General features: G+C 57.9%; 12 protein-coding genes. 10 read left to right on the top strand and 2 right to left on the bottom strand.

Annotated elements, in window-relative coordinates; translation table 11 throughout:
- From AC1DUP_RS13575 to AC1DUP_RS13555, 5 genes are read left to right on the top strand one after another with little or no spacing between them, the layout of a single operon-like run.
- The gene (locus tag AC1DUP_RS13575; protein WP_113296924.1) at positions 1 to 252 is read left to right on the top strand and encodes a hydrogenase subunit MbhD domain-containing protein; all 252 of its coding nucleotides are present in this window, start codon (positions 1 to 3) and stop codon (positions 250 to 252) included.
- Positions 245 to 589: a monovalent cation/H(+) antiporter subunit G gene (gene mnhG / locus AC1DUP_RS13570; protein ID WP_113296925.1), complete on the top strand. Its 345-nt coding sequence runs from the start codon at positions 245 to 247 to the stop codon at positions 587 to 589. Before AC1DUP_RS13575 ends, mnhG begins: the two co-directional genes overlap by 8 nt.
- Entirely contained in the window at positions 586 to 1,287 is a 702-nt protein-coding gene (mbhE, locus tag AC1DUP_RS13565) for a hydrogen gas-evolving membrane-bound hydrogenase subunit E (RefSeq protein WP_477832909.1), read from the top strand. The genes mnhG and mbhE overlap by 4 nt, the downstream gene beginning before the upstream one ends.
- Before the next feature lie 17 nt (positions 1,288 to 1,304).
- On the top strand, positions 1,305 to 1,673 hold the full coding sequence (locus AC1DUP_RS13560) for a sodium:proton antiporter (RefSeq protein ID WP_477832908.1): 369 nt from the start codon (positions 1,305 to 1,307) through the stop codon (positions 1,671 to 1,673).
- The gene (locus AC1DUP_RS13555) at positions 1,667 to 4,783 is read left to right on the top strand and encodes a complex I subunit 5 family protein (RefSeq protein ID WP_477832907.1); all 3,117 of its coding nucleotides are present in this window, start codon (positions 1,667 to 1,669) and stop codon (positions 4,781 to 4,783) included. The genes AC1DUP_RS13560 and AC1DUP_RS13555 overlap by 7 nt, the downstream gene beginning before the upstream one ends.
- Positions 4,784 to 4,822: 39 nt before the next feature.
- Here the strand turns inward: AC1DUP_RS13555 and AC1DUP_RS13550 are convergent, their stop codons facing one another.
- Positions 4,823 to 5,974, bottom strand: coding sequence for an alpha/beta hydrolase (locus tag AC1DUP_RS13550; RefSeq protein ID WP_477832906.1), 1,152 nt, complete (start codon positions 5,972 to 5,974; stop codon positions 4,823 to 4,825).
- Positions 5,975 to 6,565: 591 nt separating this feature from the next.
- Between AC1DUP_RS13550 and AC1DUP_RS13545 the strand changes: the two genes are divergently transcribed.
- The 5 genes from AC1DUP_RS13545 to AC1DUP_RS13525 all read left to right on the top strand — a co-directional run bounded on the left by AC1DUP_RS13545 (position 6,566) and on the right by AC1DUP_RS13525 (position 14,160).
- Entirely contained in the window at positions 6,566 to 7,672 is a 1,107-nt protein-coding gene (locus AC1DUP_RS13545) for an efflux RND transporter periplasmic adaptor subunit (RefSeq protein ID WP_477832905.1), read from the top strand.
- On the top strand, positions 7,669 to 10,758 hold the full coding sequence (locus AC1DUP_RS13540; protein WP_477832904.1) for an efflux RND transporter permease subunit: 3,090 nt from the start codon (positions 7,669 to 7,671) through the stop codon (positions 10,756 to 10,758). Before AC1DUP_RS13545 ends, AC1DUP_RS13540 begins: the two co-directional genes overlap by 4 nt.
- Before the next feature lie 88 nt (positions 10,759 to 10,846).
- Positions 10,847 to 11,344: a DUF1269 domain-containing protein gene (locus tag AC1DUP_RS13535; RefSeq protein ID WP_113296932.1), complete on the top strand. Its 498-nt coding sequence runs from the start codon at positions 10,847 to 10,849 to the stop codon at positions 11,342 to 11,344.
- 157 nt (positions 11,345 to 11,501) lie between these two features.
- Entirely contained in the window at positions 11,502 to 12,545 is a 1,044-nt protein-coding gene (locus tag AC1DUP_RS13530; RefSeq protein WP_113296933.1) for an AI-2E family transporter, read from the top strand.
- A gap of 475 nt (positions 12,546 to 13,020) precedes the next feature.
- A complete protein-coding gene (locus AC1DUP_RS13525) occupies positions 13,021 to 14,160 on the top strand; it encodes a helix-turn-helix domain-containing protein (RefSeq protein WP_477832903.1) in 1,140 nt (379 codons plus the stop codon).
- A 130-nt stretch (positions 14,161 to 14,290) separates the two neighbouring features.
- Here AC1DUP_RS13525 and gltS read toward each other — a convergent pair whose 3' ends face one another.
- Entirely contained in the window at positions 14,291 to 15,496 is a 1,206-nt protein-coding gene (gltS, locus tag AC1DUP_RS13520) for a sodium/glutamate symporter (protein ID WP_115036863.1), read from the bottom strand.
- Positions 15,497 to 15,521: the final 25 nt, after the last annotated feature.

The following is a 15,521-nucleotide window of genomic DNA, read 5'->3' as shown; positions in this document are numbered from 1 at the left end:
ATGCTCGAGATGCTGATCCTGTTGGTTTGTGGCAGCATTCTGGTAAGCGGAGTGCTGGCCGTCTTGCTCACCAATCTGATGGCGGCGATGGTCAGCGCGGGTCTTGCAAGCCTGTTTGCGGCAGCATCTTATGTGCTCCTGGCCGCGCCTGATGTCGCCATGGCCGAAGCCGCGATCGGCTCGGGCCTGGCAACGCTGATCTTCCTTTATGCGATCCGCAAGACCAGAGGCGGAGGACCTGTCGATGAATGAGTTGGTCGGCAGTCTGACGATCCTCGTTGGGGCGTTCTTCCTCTTTTCCGCGGGTGTCGGCCTGCTGCGCATGCCCGATGTCTTCACCCGCATTCAAGCGGGCACCAAGGCCTCGACCTTGGGCAATATTCTCGTTCTAGCCGGACTTGGCGTCTATCATCCGGACTGGTCGTTGAAGCTGTTGATCATCGCCTACTTCGTGCTGATGACCAATCCGCTGTCGTCACATGCGCTGTCGCGGGCAGCGCATGCAATCCGCACGCCGATGGCGGCTGCGACCATCGTTGACGCCCTGCGTGACGAGAACGACGGCGCCGGCAAAGAGGGCTCGGCATGAGGCGCGCGTTTAGCCTGCTCGGCGTGCTGATATTCGGCATCGTCTTCGCTTCACTCGTCAGCAACTATGACGAGCGCCAGACGCTTTCGGCACTGGCGGTGCACTATCTGACCGAGGTCCCCGCCAATCTTGGTGCGCCAAACGTCGTGACCGGAATTCTGATTACCTTTCGCGGGTTTGATACGCTCGGCGAAGTCGCGGTACTGTTCATGGTGGCGGCAAGTGTCGGCCTGCTGCTTGCGAGTGACACGGGCGAGAAGACACTTTCCCGCAACAGCGGATCCGATGGTACCGGACACGGTCCGAGCGAACTGGTGCGCAACGGTGCAGAGGTTGTCCTTCCGCTGATATTCCTCTTCGGCGCCTATGTCATCATGAATGGTCACCTGTCGGCCGGCGGTGGTTTTCAGGGGGGCGCAGTCGTTGCCTCCGGTGTCATGCTCCTAATGCTCGCCTATCCCCCCGGATCGATTAACCACGGCTTTCTCAGCACAACGGAATCGCTTGCAGGCGTGTTTTACGTCCTGATCGGCATCGTCGGCATCGCCTTCGGCAGCGGCTTTCTCGACAGCCATATTCTACCGCGGGGCAATTTTGGGACGCTGTTCAGTGCCGGGGCGATCCCGCTGATTTCGGCTCTGCTGGGCATCAAGGTCGGCGCGGAACTGAGTGTCATTATCGACCGGTTTCGCAGCTAGACGAGATGGGGAGCGCCATGGGGCTGCCGATATCACACATACTTCTGGCCACGGGATTTCTTCTCATCCTCATTGGTTTCTGGGGGATGCTGAGGCATCGCAACATCCTTCGCATCATCATCGGCTTTTCGCTGATCGACACCGGCATGCACATGGTCCTCGTGGCGACCGGATATGTCACCGGTGGGACCGCGCCGATTGTCGACGAAGCGCTCAACGCATCCGATGCGGCCAAGCACGCCGTCGACCCGATTCCGGCCGCGCTCGTCGTGACGGCCATTGTCATCGGCTTTTCGGTGACCGCAATCATGCTGTCCTTCGCGATCAGACTCCACGCCGTGAGGAAAACACTCTCGATCGACGCGCTGACGGAGTCCAAATGGTAGACAGCCTTCTGCAGCCGCTGAACATTTTCCTGCTTGGCCTTGGTGGAGGATTTCTCATCCCCCTGCTCTATCGCATCGCCAAGCCATTGCCGGCGATCGGTTTTGTCGTGGCGCTTCTAGGAATGACCGTCATTTCATGCGTCTGCCTTTGGCGTATCCACAATGGCGGGCCGACCTTCGAGATCCTGACCGCCGGCAGCGTCCCGCCGTTCTCGATCAATCTGCGTTTTGGTCCGTGGGAGGGTTTTTTCTCGGTTTGCGTCAATGTTTTCGCGCTTCTCGGCGCTTGGCACCTCTGGCAGCGACTGCGCTCAAACTATTCGACGCTTCTGCTCTACCTGATCCTGATCATGGGCATCAACGGGATGGTGATGACGCGCGACCTCTTCAACCAATTCGTTTTCCTGGAGATCATGTCGATCGGCACCTATGGGCTTCTTGGACTGGAGCGGACCCCCGCAGCGCTTGCAGCCAGCTTCAAGTACATCATGGCGACGGTGCTCGCCTCCTCATTCTTTCTTTTGGGTGCCGGGCTCCTCTACCATGTGACCGGCACACTCAATATCGACGAGATGATCGCCAACCGGGCGGCGATATTCGGCCCGATCGGGGCGACTGCACTGCTGTTCGTGCTTACCTGTCTCGTACTCGAGCTGAAGCCGTTCCCTGCCAACGGTTGGGGGCTCGACGTCTACGAGACGGCCCATAGCGGCATCGCGGCACTTTCCTCCGTCGGAGTGTCGACCGGCGTATTCTTTGCTCTTTTCAAGCTGCTGCCGCTTTTTGACGATCATCTGGGCATTCTCGCTGTCTCGGGCGGCATAACCTTCCTGTTCTCCAATCTCGTCGGACTCAGGCAGACAAGCGTGCAACGAATGCTCGGCTATTCCTCGATCGCACAGATGGGACTTCTGGTACTGGCACTTGCGCTGCTCCATCAGCTCAAAGCCGAGCAGTCACTGCCGCTGGTTGTCGGGGGGCTCTTCGTCAATCATCTACTGGCCAAGGCCGGCCTGTTCTGGCTTGCCGGCATCGTCGAGCGCACCCAGGTCGACGGGTGGTCCGAGATTGCCGGAAATCGTCTTTTGCTCTCGATCCTTGCAGTGTTCTTGGTCGCTATTTCCGGGTTGCCTCCATTCCCAGGATTCTGGGCGAAATGGGAGCTCGTGATGCAGGCTGCGGCTGGCGAGCGATCTGTCTGGATAGCCGTCATCCTGGTCGGATCGCTGCTTGAGGCAGCCTATATGTTCCGCTGGTTCAAGCAGGCGACGCGACCGCCGTCGAGCTCGACACACACCAGCTTTCTGACCGGTCCCCCTGCCTCGTTCAGCCTTGATCCGTCCAGGTTGGTTCCGGTGGTGGCCAGCGCTGTTTTGCTGTTTGTGAGCGGCTACGTGGCGGCAGTTTTTGCGGGCGCAGTGTCGCTATGGCTTGTCGCACCCCTTTGTGTCGGTGGCGTTCTTTGCCTTCTCGATGGCCTTCCCGGTAGGATCAAGTGCGCATTGACACTGGCGGCGGTGCTGGTTGTCGGAGCGTGGATCACTGCCGACCTCGAAGGTTTGCCTCGATTATTTGCCGCACTTCTTCTTGCCGGCGGTCTGGTCATTGCTTTTGCCAGTCTCTATCGCACCGATCCTCGCCGAGGCTTCTATCCAATGATGGCGATCCTGCTTTTGTCGATCGCCAGTCTGTTACGCGCCGCTACCAGCCTGGAGTTTTTCTTCCATTGGGAAATCATCACTCTCTCTTCCTATTTCCTGATCGCACAACGGCCCGGTGCTCACTCCTACGTGCTGCAGTTCCTGCTTTTTTCCCTGGTATCGGCCTTTTGCCTGCTCGCAGGCTTCGGCATTGCCACCGATGCCAACGGCAGCACCGCACTTTCGGCGTTCGCCACGGCCGGCCCGGATGCGGCACCTGCCTTCATGTTCCTCGCGATCGGCTTTCTGATCAAGGCCGGCGCGGTTGGCGTCCATGTCTGGCTGCCCGGCGCTTATGCCGAGGCCGACGATGACCTGTCGGCAATGCTTTCCGCCGTGATCAGCAAGGTGGCGGTCTTCGGATTGTTCATGGTGACATACCTCGCCATTCGCTCCGACGTCGGGCTCGAGATGGCGCACGTGATGGGTTGGATCGGACTTCTGACGACCATTGCTGGGGCTGTTATGGCTTTCCAGCAAACCGATCTGAAACGAATGCTCGGCTATTCCAGCATGAGCCAGATCGGCTACATCATCACTGCGATTGCGTTGATGAGCCATCTCGGCTGGGTCACGGCCTTCTACCTTGTTGCCAATCACCTGATGGTCAAGGGCGTCCTCTTTCTTGCAGCCGCGGCCGTCATCTTGCGTACCAATACCAGGTTGTTCGATGAGACCGGTGGCCTCGCCAGAGAAATGCCGCTCACCTTTGCTTGCGTGATTGTTGCACTTGTCTCGATGTCCGGTCTGCCGCCGCTTGCCGGCTTCGGCGGTAAATGGCTGCTGCTGAGCGCGATGATGGACAGGGGCTGGTATGGTCTCGCGATCGTTGGCGTTCTCGCGACTTTCATCGGTTTTCTATACATGTTCAGATTTGGCTATTCGATCTTCCTTGGTCCGCTAAGGCCCGCAGCTGCGGCGGAGGCGCCCTTGCCGCTTCTGGTCGCGCAGTTCGTTCTGATCCTCGCAATTATCTTGCTGTCGTTCTTTCCGAAACTGGTAATGGACCCCGTGTCTGCCGCGATCGATCCCTATTTCGCCTCAACGCTGGTCTGGCAGGGTATGTCGCTTGAGACCATCTATGGCTACTGGAATCCTGTCCCTGTGATGGCGGTCACTGTCGCGATCACAGTGGTCCTCTTCGGGGGCTTCGTATTGGTCTATCGAACCGGGCACGGGCGCTCCATTCCCGTGAGCACGGCGCATTTTTACGCCTTCTATCGATCGGCGTTTGCTCCACTCGTCACCCCAATTGCAAACTTTATCTGGGATGGAATCTGCGATCTGACGGTCGGCGCGGCGGGACTAGTGCGAAGGGTCTACACGGGCAACGGCCAGACATACGTGCTCTATGTGCTCTATTATGCAATCGCGATCTATCTGCTGGGGACTTTCAGGCTTCCAATCTGATGTGCCAACAGCAGGCCAACAATCTTGCCCTCACGGCCGCTATTGGCTGGCGGCTGCCTGTGCGATCCCACCCAGAATGCGGCTCGGAAGGAAAATTATCAGTGATGCAGCACCCTCGATCACCGATGCGCCGTCGGCGAGCATTGTCTGGCTGGCAGGTCCCTGTTCCTCTCTAAGTACACTGCGTATCAAGGCATCGTTGTTGACCACGTCCATCAGTGTCGGTGAACTGGCAAAGACGCTGTGCCGGCCGCCATCAATATCAGAGACATCGATAACCGCGATCTCTCTCTTTTGAAGGACGGCGACGTCGGAGCCGCTGCCGACACGCGGGTGGCCACCCGCCAATCGCCGGGAAAATCCGAGAGCGCGATCGCGCTGTGAGACGATGATTGCAAACGGTCGCGGGATGTCACCAATGTCGTCGATCTGGCTCAGGAAGACGTCGACATCGATATCAGGCGCGGCGAGAACCACGCCACCCAGGCGCTTCAACGTGCTGGTGCGTCCCCTGAGGGCGAGATCGCGCAAAGCTTCCGTGACGACATAGGCGCCCATGGAATGGCCAACCACAATGATTCTCTTCGCATTGGTCTCTGCCGCGATCTCGATCGTCTCGGCAAGTCCTCGCCGGCCAACAAGGGCGCTGTCGCGATCAAAGACGTAAAGCGGGATCGATGCTCCTGACGGCCAGGCGTAATGCAGCGAGACCGACTTGATACCGTAGTCATAGCTGATTTGGGCGTTGCGGAAGACGCTGTCGGCGAAGTTGTTGTTGTATCCGTGGACGAAAATGAAGATCTCGCGATTTTCCGGCGAGCGTTGCGCGAGCGCGACATTTAGCTGCCTGATGAAATCCTGCCGCTCGGCAATCGGCTGATAGGTCCGCGCTGAAAAATGCCTGCTTGGATCAGGGCTCCGTCCGCTTTTCTCGACGCGGCCGGCAACGTGGTTTTGCGGGATACCAATGTCTAGTTTCGCAAAATTCAACGTCTTCGACCGCTCGGCCGAATATGGCAGGGAAAGATTGTTGGATCGGGTACGCGTGGTCGCGACGTAGATCGGAACGATTGCCCGCGGTTCTGCTCCTGACGATGATGCGATTGGAAGGCCAAGCACCGCGCGTGGTCCGCCACAGCCGACGAGAGCCAACAGAATGATCACAATGACGGACAATCGAATTGAGGACACGGGCTCGATCTAGTTCCCTGGGAAGCCGTTAAAATCGTTCAACAAGAAAGACAATCGGTTCGGATCGCTCACGCTGGCCACACGCATGAGGCGAAGCACTTCCTTGTTCTAAGCTATCCGCAGCGGGTGCGGTAGATGAATTCCAGTTGTTACTTGCAGTAGTCAGATTTCCGTGTCGGTCGGGCGACAAAAAATGATGCTGAACGACTTGCATCGATAATGATCCTCGCGGCCACAGACTGCCAAAATCTGGACTCCAGGCATGTTTGCGGGATTCTATGCTGATCACTTCGCTTCTTGAACCGCTCTATAGTTCCCAACCAGAGCGCTGCGCCTTCGGTTCCGGAGATTGCGTAAGCCGAGCCGAACGTTAAAGGGAGCACGATCACTTTAGTCCCAACTCAGGACTTCTACCGTTCGCGTTGATCACTGACACAGATCGATTGATGTGTGATGGGCGTAGATTTCCAATGCCCCGTCACGCATCAAGCCCGACCAAATGCGTATATCTCATTGAACCGATGTCATTTTTACAGCTGTCTGCGCATCGAAAAACGCCATCGCGCCGGTAGGTATTCGGGGGAACCGTCCATGAAGATGCATCTGGCTGCTTCGAAAGCCCGCGCACTGTTTGGCGTGTCGGTCGCTATACTGACAGGCTTCCTCCTGGCAGGTTGCCGAGACGAGGAGGAGGCTTCAGAGCGTCCACCTAGACCGGTCAGAACGGTGGCCGTTTCATTCAACCCGGAGGATACTTACGGGTCGCTCGTCGGCGAGATCCGGCCGCGCACAGAAACCAGCTTCAGCTTCCGGCAGGGTGGCGAGGTTCGCGAGCGCGACGTCGAGATTGGCGACCTCGTGAAAGTAGACACTGTTCTCGCCCGCCTTGATACCGAGGACGCGCAGGACGCAATGCGAAAGGCCGAAGCAAATCTCTTTGCGGCGCAGGCTCAATCCCAGAACGCAGAGACCGAGCGCGCGCGTCAGCAGCAGCTTTACCCACGCACATCCACCCGTCAGGCTTTCGATGCAGCGACCGCCCAGGCGAGTATGGCACAGGCTGGCGTAGACGCGGCACAAGCGGGTCTGAGGATAGCGCAGACCAATCTTGATAACCGCGTCCTGAAGGCAAATGCCGCAGGCGTCGTTACCGCTATCGGAGGTGAAGTAGGACAGATCGTCGGCGGCGGACAAATGGTGGTGCGCGTTGCACAGCTTGGAACACGTGATGCCGTCTTCCAGGTTCCCGAAGCCACGATCCAGACGACCGGAGGCGATGCCCGCGTCGACGTGCAGCTTCTCAGCAATCCGAGCATCAAGGCGACTGGAACGGTTCGAGAGATTTCGCCGACCGCTGATCCGATCACCCGCAACTTTACGGTCCGTATCGGGCTTGATAGCGCGCCGGACGAATTCCGCTTCGGAAGCGCCGTGCGTGGCAGCATCCGGCTTTCCGGTGAGCCGGCGGCGCGGCTGCCGATAACGGCATTGTTCAGCCAAGGAAACGAAAGTGCCGTCTGGGTTGTCGATGCGGTCAGCAAGACGACAAAGCTTGTCCCGGTCGAGGTGCATCGCTTCGACACGAAGGATTTCCTTGTGACCAGGGGCCTTTCAAGCGGAGACAATGTGGTGATTGCCGGGGTGCAGCAACTGCGTCCCGGCATGCCCGTTCGCTTGCTTGAAGGAAGCGTCGAATGAAGGAGGGCTTCAATCTATCGGGCTGGGCGATCCAGCGACAGAGCCTTGTCATTTTCCTCGTGGTTCTAAGCGCCATAGCGGGCATTCTTGCCTACATCAATCTGGGACGCGACGAGGACCCGGAGTTCACCTTCAAGACAATGATCGTATCGGCCGGATGGCCGGGCGGGACGATCGAGCAGACCACTGATCAGATCACCGACCGTCTGGAAAGGACGCTTGAAGAAGTGCCTCATCTCGACAGTCTGCGCAGCCTGACAACGGCCGGACAATCGATCGTCTATGTCACGCTCGACGATTCCACGCCGCCCGATCAGGTCGGAGAATCCTGGTACCAGGCCCGCAAGAAAGTCGGAGACATGATATCGACGCTGCCGGCAGGCGTGCGCGGCCCTTTCTTCAACGATGACTTCGGCGACACCTTTGGCATAATCTATGGCTTCACATCCGATGGCTTTACCGATCGCGAAGTCCGCGATTGGGCCTACGAAACCCGTACCCGGCTGCTCAAGATCGATAATATCGGAAAAGTCCAGCTTATCGGGACCCAGGACGAGACGATCTACATCGAATTCTCAACCGGGCGGCTTGCAAGCCTCGGCCTCAGTGCCGCGACAGTGATCGGAACCATACAGGCGCAGAACGCCGTCCTGCCTGCAGGTCTCATCACCTCGGCGCAGGATCGAACAATTCTTCAGGTTTCCGGCAGTCTCGCCGACGAGGCAACCCTCCGGCAGCTGAACATTCCAACCGCATCCGGCTTTGTGCGCCTCGGAGATATTGCCAGCGTCGTGCGCGGAACGGTGGATCCACCCCAGCCACGATTCCGCATCAAGGGTAAATCGGCTATCGGTATCGCCATCTCCATGGCGTCAGGAGGCGACATTCTGCAGCTTGGCCAGAATATCGAAGCGACGATGCAGAAGCTTGAGGACGATCTGCCCATTGGCATCAACCTCACACACGTCGCGAGCCAGCCTGCGGTCGTCAAGACAGCGATCCGGGGTTTCACAACCTCGCTCGGTCAAGCTGTCGTCATCGTTCTTGGTGTGAGTTTCCTGGCTCTCGGGATACGAGCCGGCATCGCGGTTGCGGTGTCAATCCCGCTTGTTCTTGCCCTAACCTTCCTGTTCATGGACATCACCGGCATTGCCCTACAGCGCGTATCGCTGGGAGCATTGATCATCGCGCTGACGCTGATGATCGATGACACGATGGTGACCGTCGAGACGATGATGGCGAAGCTTGAGCAGGGTTACGAGCGGGTTCAGGCCGCGTCCCACGCCTATACGTCAACAGCATTTCCGATGCTGGCCGGCACGCTGGTAACGATTGCCGGCTTCATTCCTGTCGGTTTTGCAAGCAGCTCTTCGGGCGAGTATGCGCGATCCCTTTTTCTGGTGATCGGCTTCGCGCTCATCGTGTCGTGGCTGGTGGCGGTATTGTTGACACCGATCGTTGGTCTTGCCGTCCTCAAATCAGGGGCTGCAACGGGTCCGAAGGAGGATGGAGCACTCATCCGCGGCTTCAAGAACCTCTTGTATGCCTGCATGCGAATGCGCCTCTTGGTCGTGCTTGCCACCGTCGCTTTGTTTGTGGCAGCTCTCCTTGGATCGTCCGCCATGAAACGGCAGTTCTTTCCGGCGTCCGACAGGCCGGAGCTTATCCTGCAGCTAACCCTGCCGCAGAGCGCGTCGCAGGAGGCAACCGCTGTCGAAGTCTCGAAAGCGGAAGAAGTTCTTGCCGCTGACGAGGATGTGGCCGACTGGAGTTTTTATATCGGCTCCGATCCGGTTCGTTTCTATTTGTCGATGGACCTGCAGGCTCCAGCACCGTCCCGTGCCCAGGCGGTGGTGATCGCCAAGAGCGTTGGCGTGCGTGAGGCGCTGCAGGCACGCTTGCAAAAGGCACTCGACGAGAAATTACCCGATATCATCGTGCGCGTTTCACCGCTGGAAATGGGACCGCCGGTCGGCTGGCCCGTTCAGTATCGCGTCAGCGGACCTGATATTCCCGGCGTGCGGAATGTCGCCTGGCAGGTCGCCGATGCCATCAGCAAGGTTCCCGGCGTCGTTCAGTCGAACCTCGACTGGAGTGAACCGGTTCGAAAAATCGTCATCAATGTCGATCAGGATCGTGCCCGACTGGTGGGTCTCAATTCCTCTGTGATCGCCCAGACGCTGTTTGCCACGGCATCGGGAATTCCGATCACACAGGTTCGAGACTCGATCTACCTCATCAATGTGGTAGCCAGAGCGGCTGCCGACGAGCGCGTCGATATCAGCACCATCCGCACGCTGCAGATCCCGGTCGGCCCCAACAATACGGTGCCCCTCTCCAGCATCGCCACGATCGACTATCAGACCACGCAGCCTGTGATCTGGCGTCGCGATGGCTCGACGACCATCACCGTTCAGGCAGATACCGCCGAAGGCGTGCTGGCGGCCGGTGTCGTCGAGGCCGCCGCCGCCAAGATCGACGAGCTGCGCAAGGCCAACCCGCGCTATCCGATCGAGGTTGGTGGTGCAGTCGAAGGTGCAGAAGAAGGGCTCGCGTCAGTTGTTGAGATGCTTCCAGTGATGGCAGTCATCATCCTGATCGTGCTGATGTTTCAGCTGCAGAGCGTACAGCGACTGCTTCTGGTCATCAGCGTTGTGCCTCTGGGGCTGATCGGCGTGGTGCTGATCATGCTGATAACCAATACGCCGGTGGGTTTCATCGCCGTTCTGGGGATGATTGCCCTCATCGGTATGATCACCCGAAATTCCGTGGTGCTCATCGACCAGATCGACCTTGCCATTGAAGAAAAAGGCCGGACGTGGCGCAGTGTGATTGATGTTACCGCCCAGCGTCTGCGACCGGTCTTTCTGACCGCGGGATCGACCGTACTCGGAATGCTACCAATCATCCGCGATCCCTTCTGGTCACCCCTTGCCTTTACCGTCATCGGCGGTCTGGTGGTCGCCGCGGCGCTGACACTGATCTTCCTGCCGGTGCTCTACGTCCTGTGGTTTCGCATTCCGGCCAAAGCCAAAACCGAGAATATCGAAACCTCAGCAACGAGACCGGCCGCCGCTGGGGGGTGAGAGCTCTCCAGCCGCAACCATCCTGGAACCCAAGAATGACCAACATTTCCAATCCGACACAAGCAGGTCTCATATAGGAGGAGTAGGCATGTCTACCTTGATTGCAATTGTTTATCCTACCGAAGCCAAAGCCGAAGAAGTGCGTCAGCGCTTGTTCGCAATGCAGAAGGAATACCTGATCAAAGTCGGGGATGCCGTGATCGCGACGAAGACCGAAGGCGGAAAGATCAAATTGAATCAGCTGGTCAACACCACGGCCGCCGGTGCTGCATCGGGCAGCTTCTGGGGCTTGCTGATCGGTGTCCTGTTTCTCAATCCACTTTTGGGCGTAGCCATGGGTGCCGCATCCGGTGCGATCGGCGGAGCTCTGACGGACGTAGGTATAAACGACGTCTTCATGAAGGATCTCGCCGCCAATCTTGAGCCGGGTAAAGGAGCCTTGTTCGTGCTGATCCAGGAGATGACAGCAGATAAGGTGCTGAAGGAAATATCCTCTTATGGCGGCGTCGTGCTCAAGACCTCGCTCGACGAGACGAAGGAGCAGGTTTTGCGTGACGCGTTGCAAAAGGCAACCGCCGTTAGCTAGTGCAGTCGTGAGGTGTATCTGGCGCCTTTACATGACAGGGCAGACGACTGACTGCCGGGTCTCAAAGAGGGCCTTTCTTAGTGCATTCCTGTGCGAGACCAAGCTCCGCCACTATCAGCCGGAGCTTGGAAATTAGATCAATATTCAAGGGGCGAGTATGCAGGAAGCCAGCGGCAGTCGCATGATCGGTTCGGTAACAGCCGGTATTCTTGTGCTTGCTTTGCTCTATGTCGCCCAATCGATCTTCGCACCGCTCATCTTTTCCTTGTTCGTCATTGCCCTGGTCTGGCCGTGCCAGGCGGCCTTGCAGTGCTGGCTTCCAAAGCTTGTTGCCCTTCTCATCACGCTGATCGTCACCATGGTTATTATTGTGGCCATCGGGTCTTCGGTGGCATGGGGGTTTGGCAAGCTAGGGCAATGGCTGTTCGTTAACGCGGACCGTTTCCAGGCGGTCTATGTCGACTGGACAAATTGGCTGGAAGGGCACGGCGTTGCAGTCGCGGGTCCCTTGGCCGACCGCTTCGATGTTGCCTGGTTGGTGCGGTTTGTGCAGGGGATGGCCGGCCGCGTAAACAGCTTCGCCGGTTTCGCACTGCTGGTCTTTATCTTCGTCATGCTCGGCCTGCTCGAGGTCGAGGACTTCAACAGACGGCTTGTCGCGCCCGCAGCCCAACCCCATGGAATACGCATCCTGACGGCCAATCGCGTGATTGGTGCAAAGCTGCGTCGTTTCATGATCGTGCGGACGTTTGCCAGTATCCTGACCGGGTTGGTGGTCTGGCTTTTTGCGCTGGGCGCGGGGCTTGAACTTGCCACCGCTTGGGGTGCAATTGCTTTCGCGCTCAATTACATCCCTTTCCTCGGGCCGTTTGTCGCAACCGCGCTTCCAACGCTGTTTGCAATTGCCCAATTCGACAACTGGCAGACGGCAGTCCTCATTTTCGCGAGCCTGAACGTCATCCAATTCATCATCGGGAGCTATTTGGAGCCACGGCTTACCGGTGCCTCGCTGGCAATATCCCCCTTCGCCGTTATTTTCGCAGTCTTTTTCTGGAGCTTCATGTGGGGCATATCGGGGGCCTTCATCGGCGTGCCTATCCTGATCGCGTTCATTGTCTATTGCGCAGGCACACCATCTGGAAAGTGGGTCGCAACGCTACTGTCGGGCGGTTCTAAGGCAGACGCGGACGATGGATCATGAAGCAGGATCTCCAGCGTGTACGGATATACGTTAGGGCACGCTAAATCAACCTGACAACGCTATAAACGACGACGCCAGACGCTTGTGCATCTGACGGTTGAGAAAAGACGTCGAAAGGAGTAGATTGCGGCGGGGAGGGATATCGAGTGACACGGCAGCTTTGACGCAAGACAGAGACGAAGGCTGAAGAACCAGCTTTCGCCACGCAAAGTGGTCTCGCTTCAGCCGCTGGCAAACCACTACGCATCATTCAGACATCATCCGACCCTCTCTCTTGGGGCCAAGAGGAGAGTAAGAATGAATTGCATAACCGTTCTCTCAAGCAGCCTGCCGATCAGTGCATACCTGGCACGGAATCTCAATCTCGAAAGGATCGTCGCCAGTAGGATAAGTCGGCATGACGGCGACAATATGGTTACCGGGCAAACGGCGCCAGACGGTGCCGTCTTGCCTCCGGTCAACTGGAGGTGACGCGATGACAACCGAAGACGTCATGACGTATGCCAGATTGCCGGAACGGCAACTGGACCACGCGAACCTTGCGAGCTTGGATTGCGAGGCAGTTGATACGATGCCGGAGGAAGGCAGACCTTCGTTCCTGCCTTCCTTTGAATTTTCGACCGAGGGGCTGTCGCGACCGGATCAGTTTGGAGCATGGCATGATAGCTTCGCACCTATGCTCGAGCTTTCTGACACCGATCCAATGACGGCCAACTTTAGCGGGCGGCAGGAGCTTTGGGACCTTGGCAGTTTTGTACTTGCTAGGATCAGCACTGACAGCCTGGCTTTTTCCAGCCTTCCAGGACATGTTCGGCGAGATCCGGTCGACCACTGGACGATGACAGTCTTGCTGTCCGGGAAAATTAGCACTGAAACGGCAAGACACGGGTTTTCCGCCGGTTTAGGTGAAGTGCAGATCCATTCGCTTGGTCGCTCTTTCACCGGCGTCGTCGATAAAAGCGAGATGCTTATACTGTTCGTGCCACGAGATCTTTCTCTCGAAACGGCGGCCACGCTTGGCTCGGCCGAATTCTCGACGCTTGGGACAGGCATGGGACGACTGTTCTCTGACTATCTGATTGACGTGGGCAATCGCCTGCCAATGTTAGCCCAGGCTGACCTGCCTGGGCTGGCCGCAGCCACACGGGCAATGATCCTTGCCTGCGTTTCACCATCCGCAGACCATATCAAGGCGGCAGAAGGGCCGATTGCCAATGTGCTTCTCGAAAGGGCGCGGCAGCTGGTGCAATGCCGGTTACTCGACCCAAAACTCGGTAGTGAATTGGTACGCCGGGAGCTCGGCATCTCGCGCACGCGGCTGTACAACTTGTTCGAGCCCTTCGGCGGGGTAATGCACTACATTCAGCATCGTCGATTGCTCAGCGCTTACGCCGCTTTAACCGACCCCAACGAGCGGCGTCTCATATTCCAGATTGCCGAAGAGCGCGGGTTTAGCGACGGCGCCGAGTTTGGCCGCGCGTTCAAGCGAGCGTTTGGCCATAGCCCGAGCGAGGTCAGGAACCGAGGTGGTGGCGGCATTCCACTTCGCCCAGACCTCGAGGATTGCCCGTCTGAGGAACGACTTGGCGTGCTACTGAGGAGGTTGCAGGGTTAGCCCTGACCGTGCACCCGGGCGAGTTGAGCACCGGCGCACACGTTTGCAAGAACGGCGTTTGCGAGCGTTCTCGATGATCCTTGCCGGCAGGTGGAGCCTTGCTCGAATTCAAGGCTTGAAGCCCGTAATTTCACCGGACAAGAAAGCCAAGAGCCGCAGCGTTGGCAAGGTCGATAAAGAAAGCCGAAACGAGAGGCAGGATGATGAACGCGATCGTTGCAGCACCATGGATTTTGGTCACTGCGGTCATATTCGCGATCGCTGTGGGGGTCGCTCCCAGTGAGATGCCGCAGAACCCGGCCGAAATGACCGCCGCCTCATAGTTGCGCCCCATAGCCGGAAACACCACGAAAAGGATATAGGCCACGGCCGCGATCGTCTGGATTGCCAGGACGATGATGAGCGCCAGCCCGAGCCCGCCTAACCCCCACAATTGCATGCTCATCAGCGACATTGCGAGAAACACATTCAACGAGAGATCTGAGATAAGTGAGAGCGCGCGGCTGCGCGTTGGCCAAGGGAGGTTCGGCGCCACGGACGGGATGGTGTTCGTCATCACAATAGCGACCAGCAAGCAGACAACGAAGAGTGGAAGATTGATGCCGGCGTCCACGATAATCTCATGCAATGCGTATCCCATGAGGATAGCGATATTGGTGACGAGGAGAACGCGCAAAAGGCCGATGTAGCTCACCTCGTCATCGTGAGTGCGGGCCGCTGTGCTTGACACACCTATTGTAAGTTCTTCGTCTTTGCGCCCGCTCAGTCGATAACGGGTGACGAGGTACTGCGCGATCGGTCCACCGATGAGACTGGCAATCACAAGACCAAGTGTGGCGCTGGCAATGCCCACTTCCAGAGCGCTCGTCAGTCCGAAACGATCGGTGATGATCGGAGCCCATGCGATGGTGGTGCCATGACCGCCAATAAGGGACGTCGATCCCAGCAATATCGCCATCCCCGGGGGAAGACCAAGCAGATTGCTGGCTCCGATGGCTATTGCGTTCTGGATGACAAGGAAGACAAGCGTGATGGCGAGGAGGATGAGAAGTGGCTTTCCGCCTGCTACAAGATCGGAAAGCCTGGCGTTCAGCCCGACGCCCGTGAAGAAGTAGAGAAGCAGCATGTCGCGTGCGGCAAGCGTAAAACTGATCTCGACGGAAAAGAATTCGTAGGCAACGAGCGTCGCCAACGCCGCGAGAAGCCCGCCGGTGACTGCTTCGGGAATGCTCCAGCGCGCCAGTGCGGGAATGACGCGATTGAGATTGGCACCAGTAAAGAAGACGAGAATTGCGATGGTAAAGGACAATAGTCCCGGAACCTGTATCAGCGACATGTGTTACCCTTGCTGATGTCGCGGC

This window comes from Rhizobium sp. 01L419 (assembly GCF_056400025.1).
Note: the sequence above shows the minus strand (reverse complement) of the source record. Positions and strands in the feature narration are given on the sequence as shown.

What these genes read in the sequence shown, in the direction of transcription:
- AC1DUP_RS13575 (WP_113296924.1), top strand. Translation starts at nt 1, where the DNA reads ATGCTCGAGATGCTGATCCTGTTGGTTTGTGGCAGCATTCTGGTAAGC.
- mnhG (WP_113296925.1), top strand. Translation starts at nt 245, where the DNA reads ATGAATGAGTTGGTCGGCAGTCTGACGATCCTCGTTGGGGCGTTCTTC.
- mbhE (WP_477832909.1), top strand. Translation starts at nt 586, where the DNA reads ATGAGGCGCGCGTTTAGCCTGCTCGGCGTGCTGATATTCGGCATCGTC.
- AC1DUP_RS13560 (WP_477832908.1), top strand. Translation starts at nt 1,305, where the DNA reads ATGGGGCTGCCGATATCACACATACTTCTGGCCACGGGATTTCTTCTC.
- AC1DUP_RS13555 (WP_477832907.1), top strand. Translation starts at nt 1,667, where the DNA reads ATGGTAGACAGCCTTCTGCAGCCGCTGAACATTTTCCTGCTTGGCCTT.
- AC1DUP_RS13545 (WP_477832905.1), top strand. Translation starts at nt 6,566, where the DNA reads ATGAAGATGCATCTGGCTGCTTCGAAAGCCCGCGCACTGTTTGGCGTG.
- AC1DUP_RS13540 (WP_477832904.1), top strand. Translation starts at nt 7,669, where the DNA reads ATGAAGGAGGGCTTCAATCTATCGGGCTGGGCGATCCAGCGACAGAGC.
- AC1DUP_RS13535 (WP_113296932.1), top strand. Translation starts at nt 10,847, where the DNA reads ATGTCTACCTTGATTGCAATTGTTTATCCTACCGAAGCCAAAGCCGAA.
- AC1DUP_RS13530 (WP_113296933.1), top strand. Translation starts at nt 11,502, where the DNA reads ATGCAGGAAGCCAGCGGCAGTCGCATGATCGGTTCGGTAACAGCCGGT.
- AC1DUP_RS13525 (WP_477832903.1), top strand. Translation starts at nt 13,021, where the DNA reads ATGACAACCGAAGACGTCATGACGTATGCCAGATTGCCGGAACGGCAA.
- gltS (WP_115036863.1), bottom strand. Translation starts at nt 15,496, where the DNA reads ATGTCGCTGATACAGGTTCCGGGACTATTGTCCTTTACCATCGCAATT.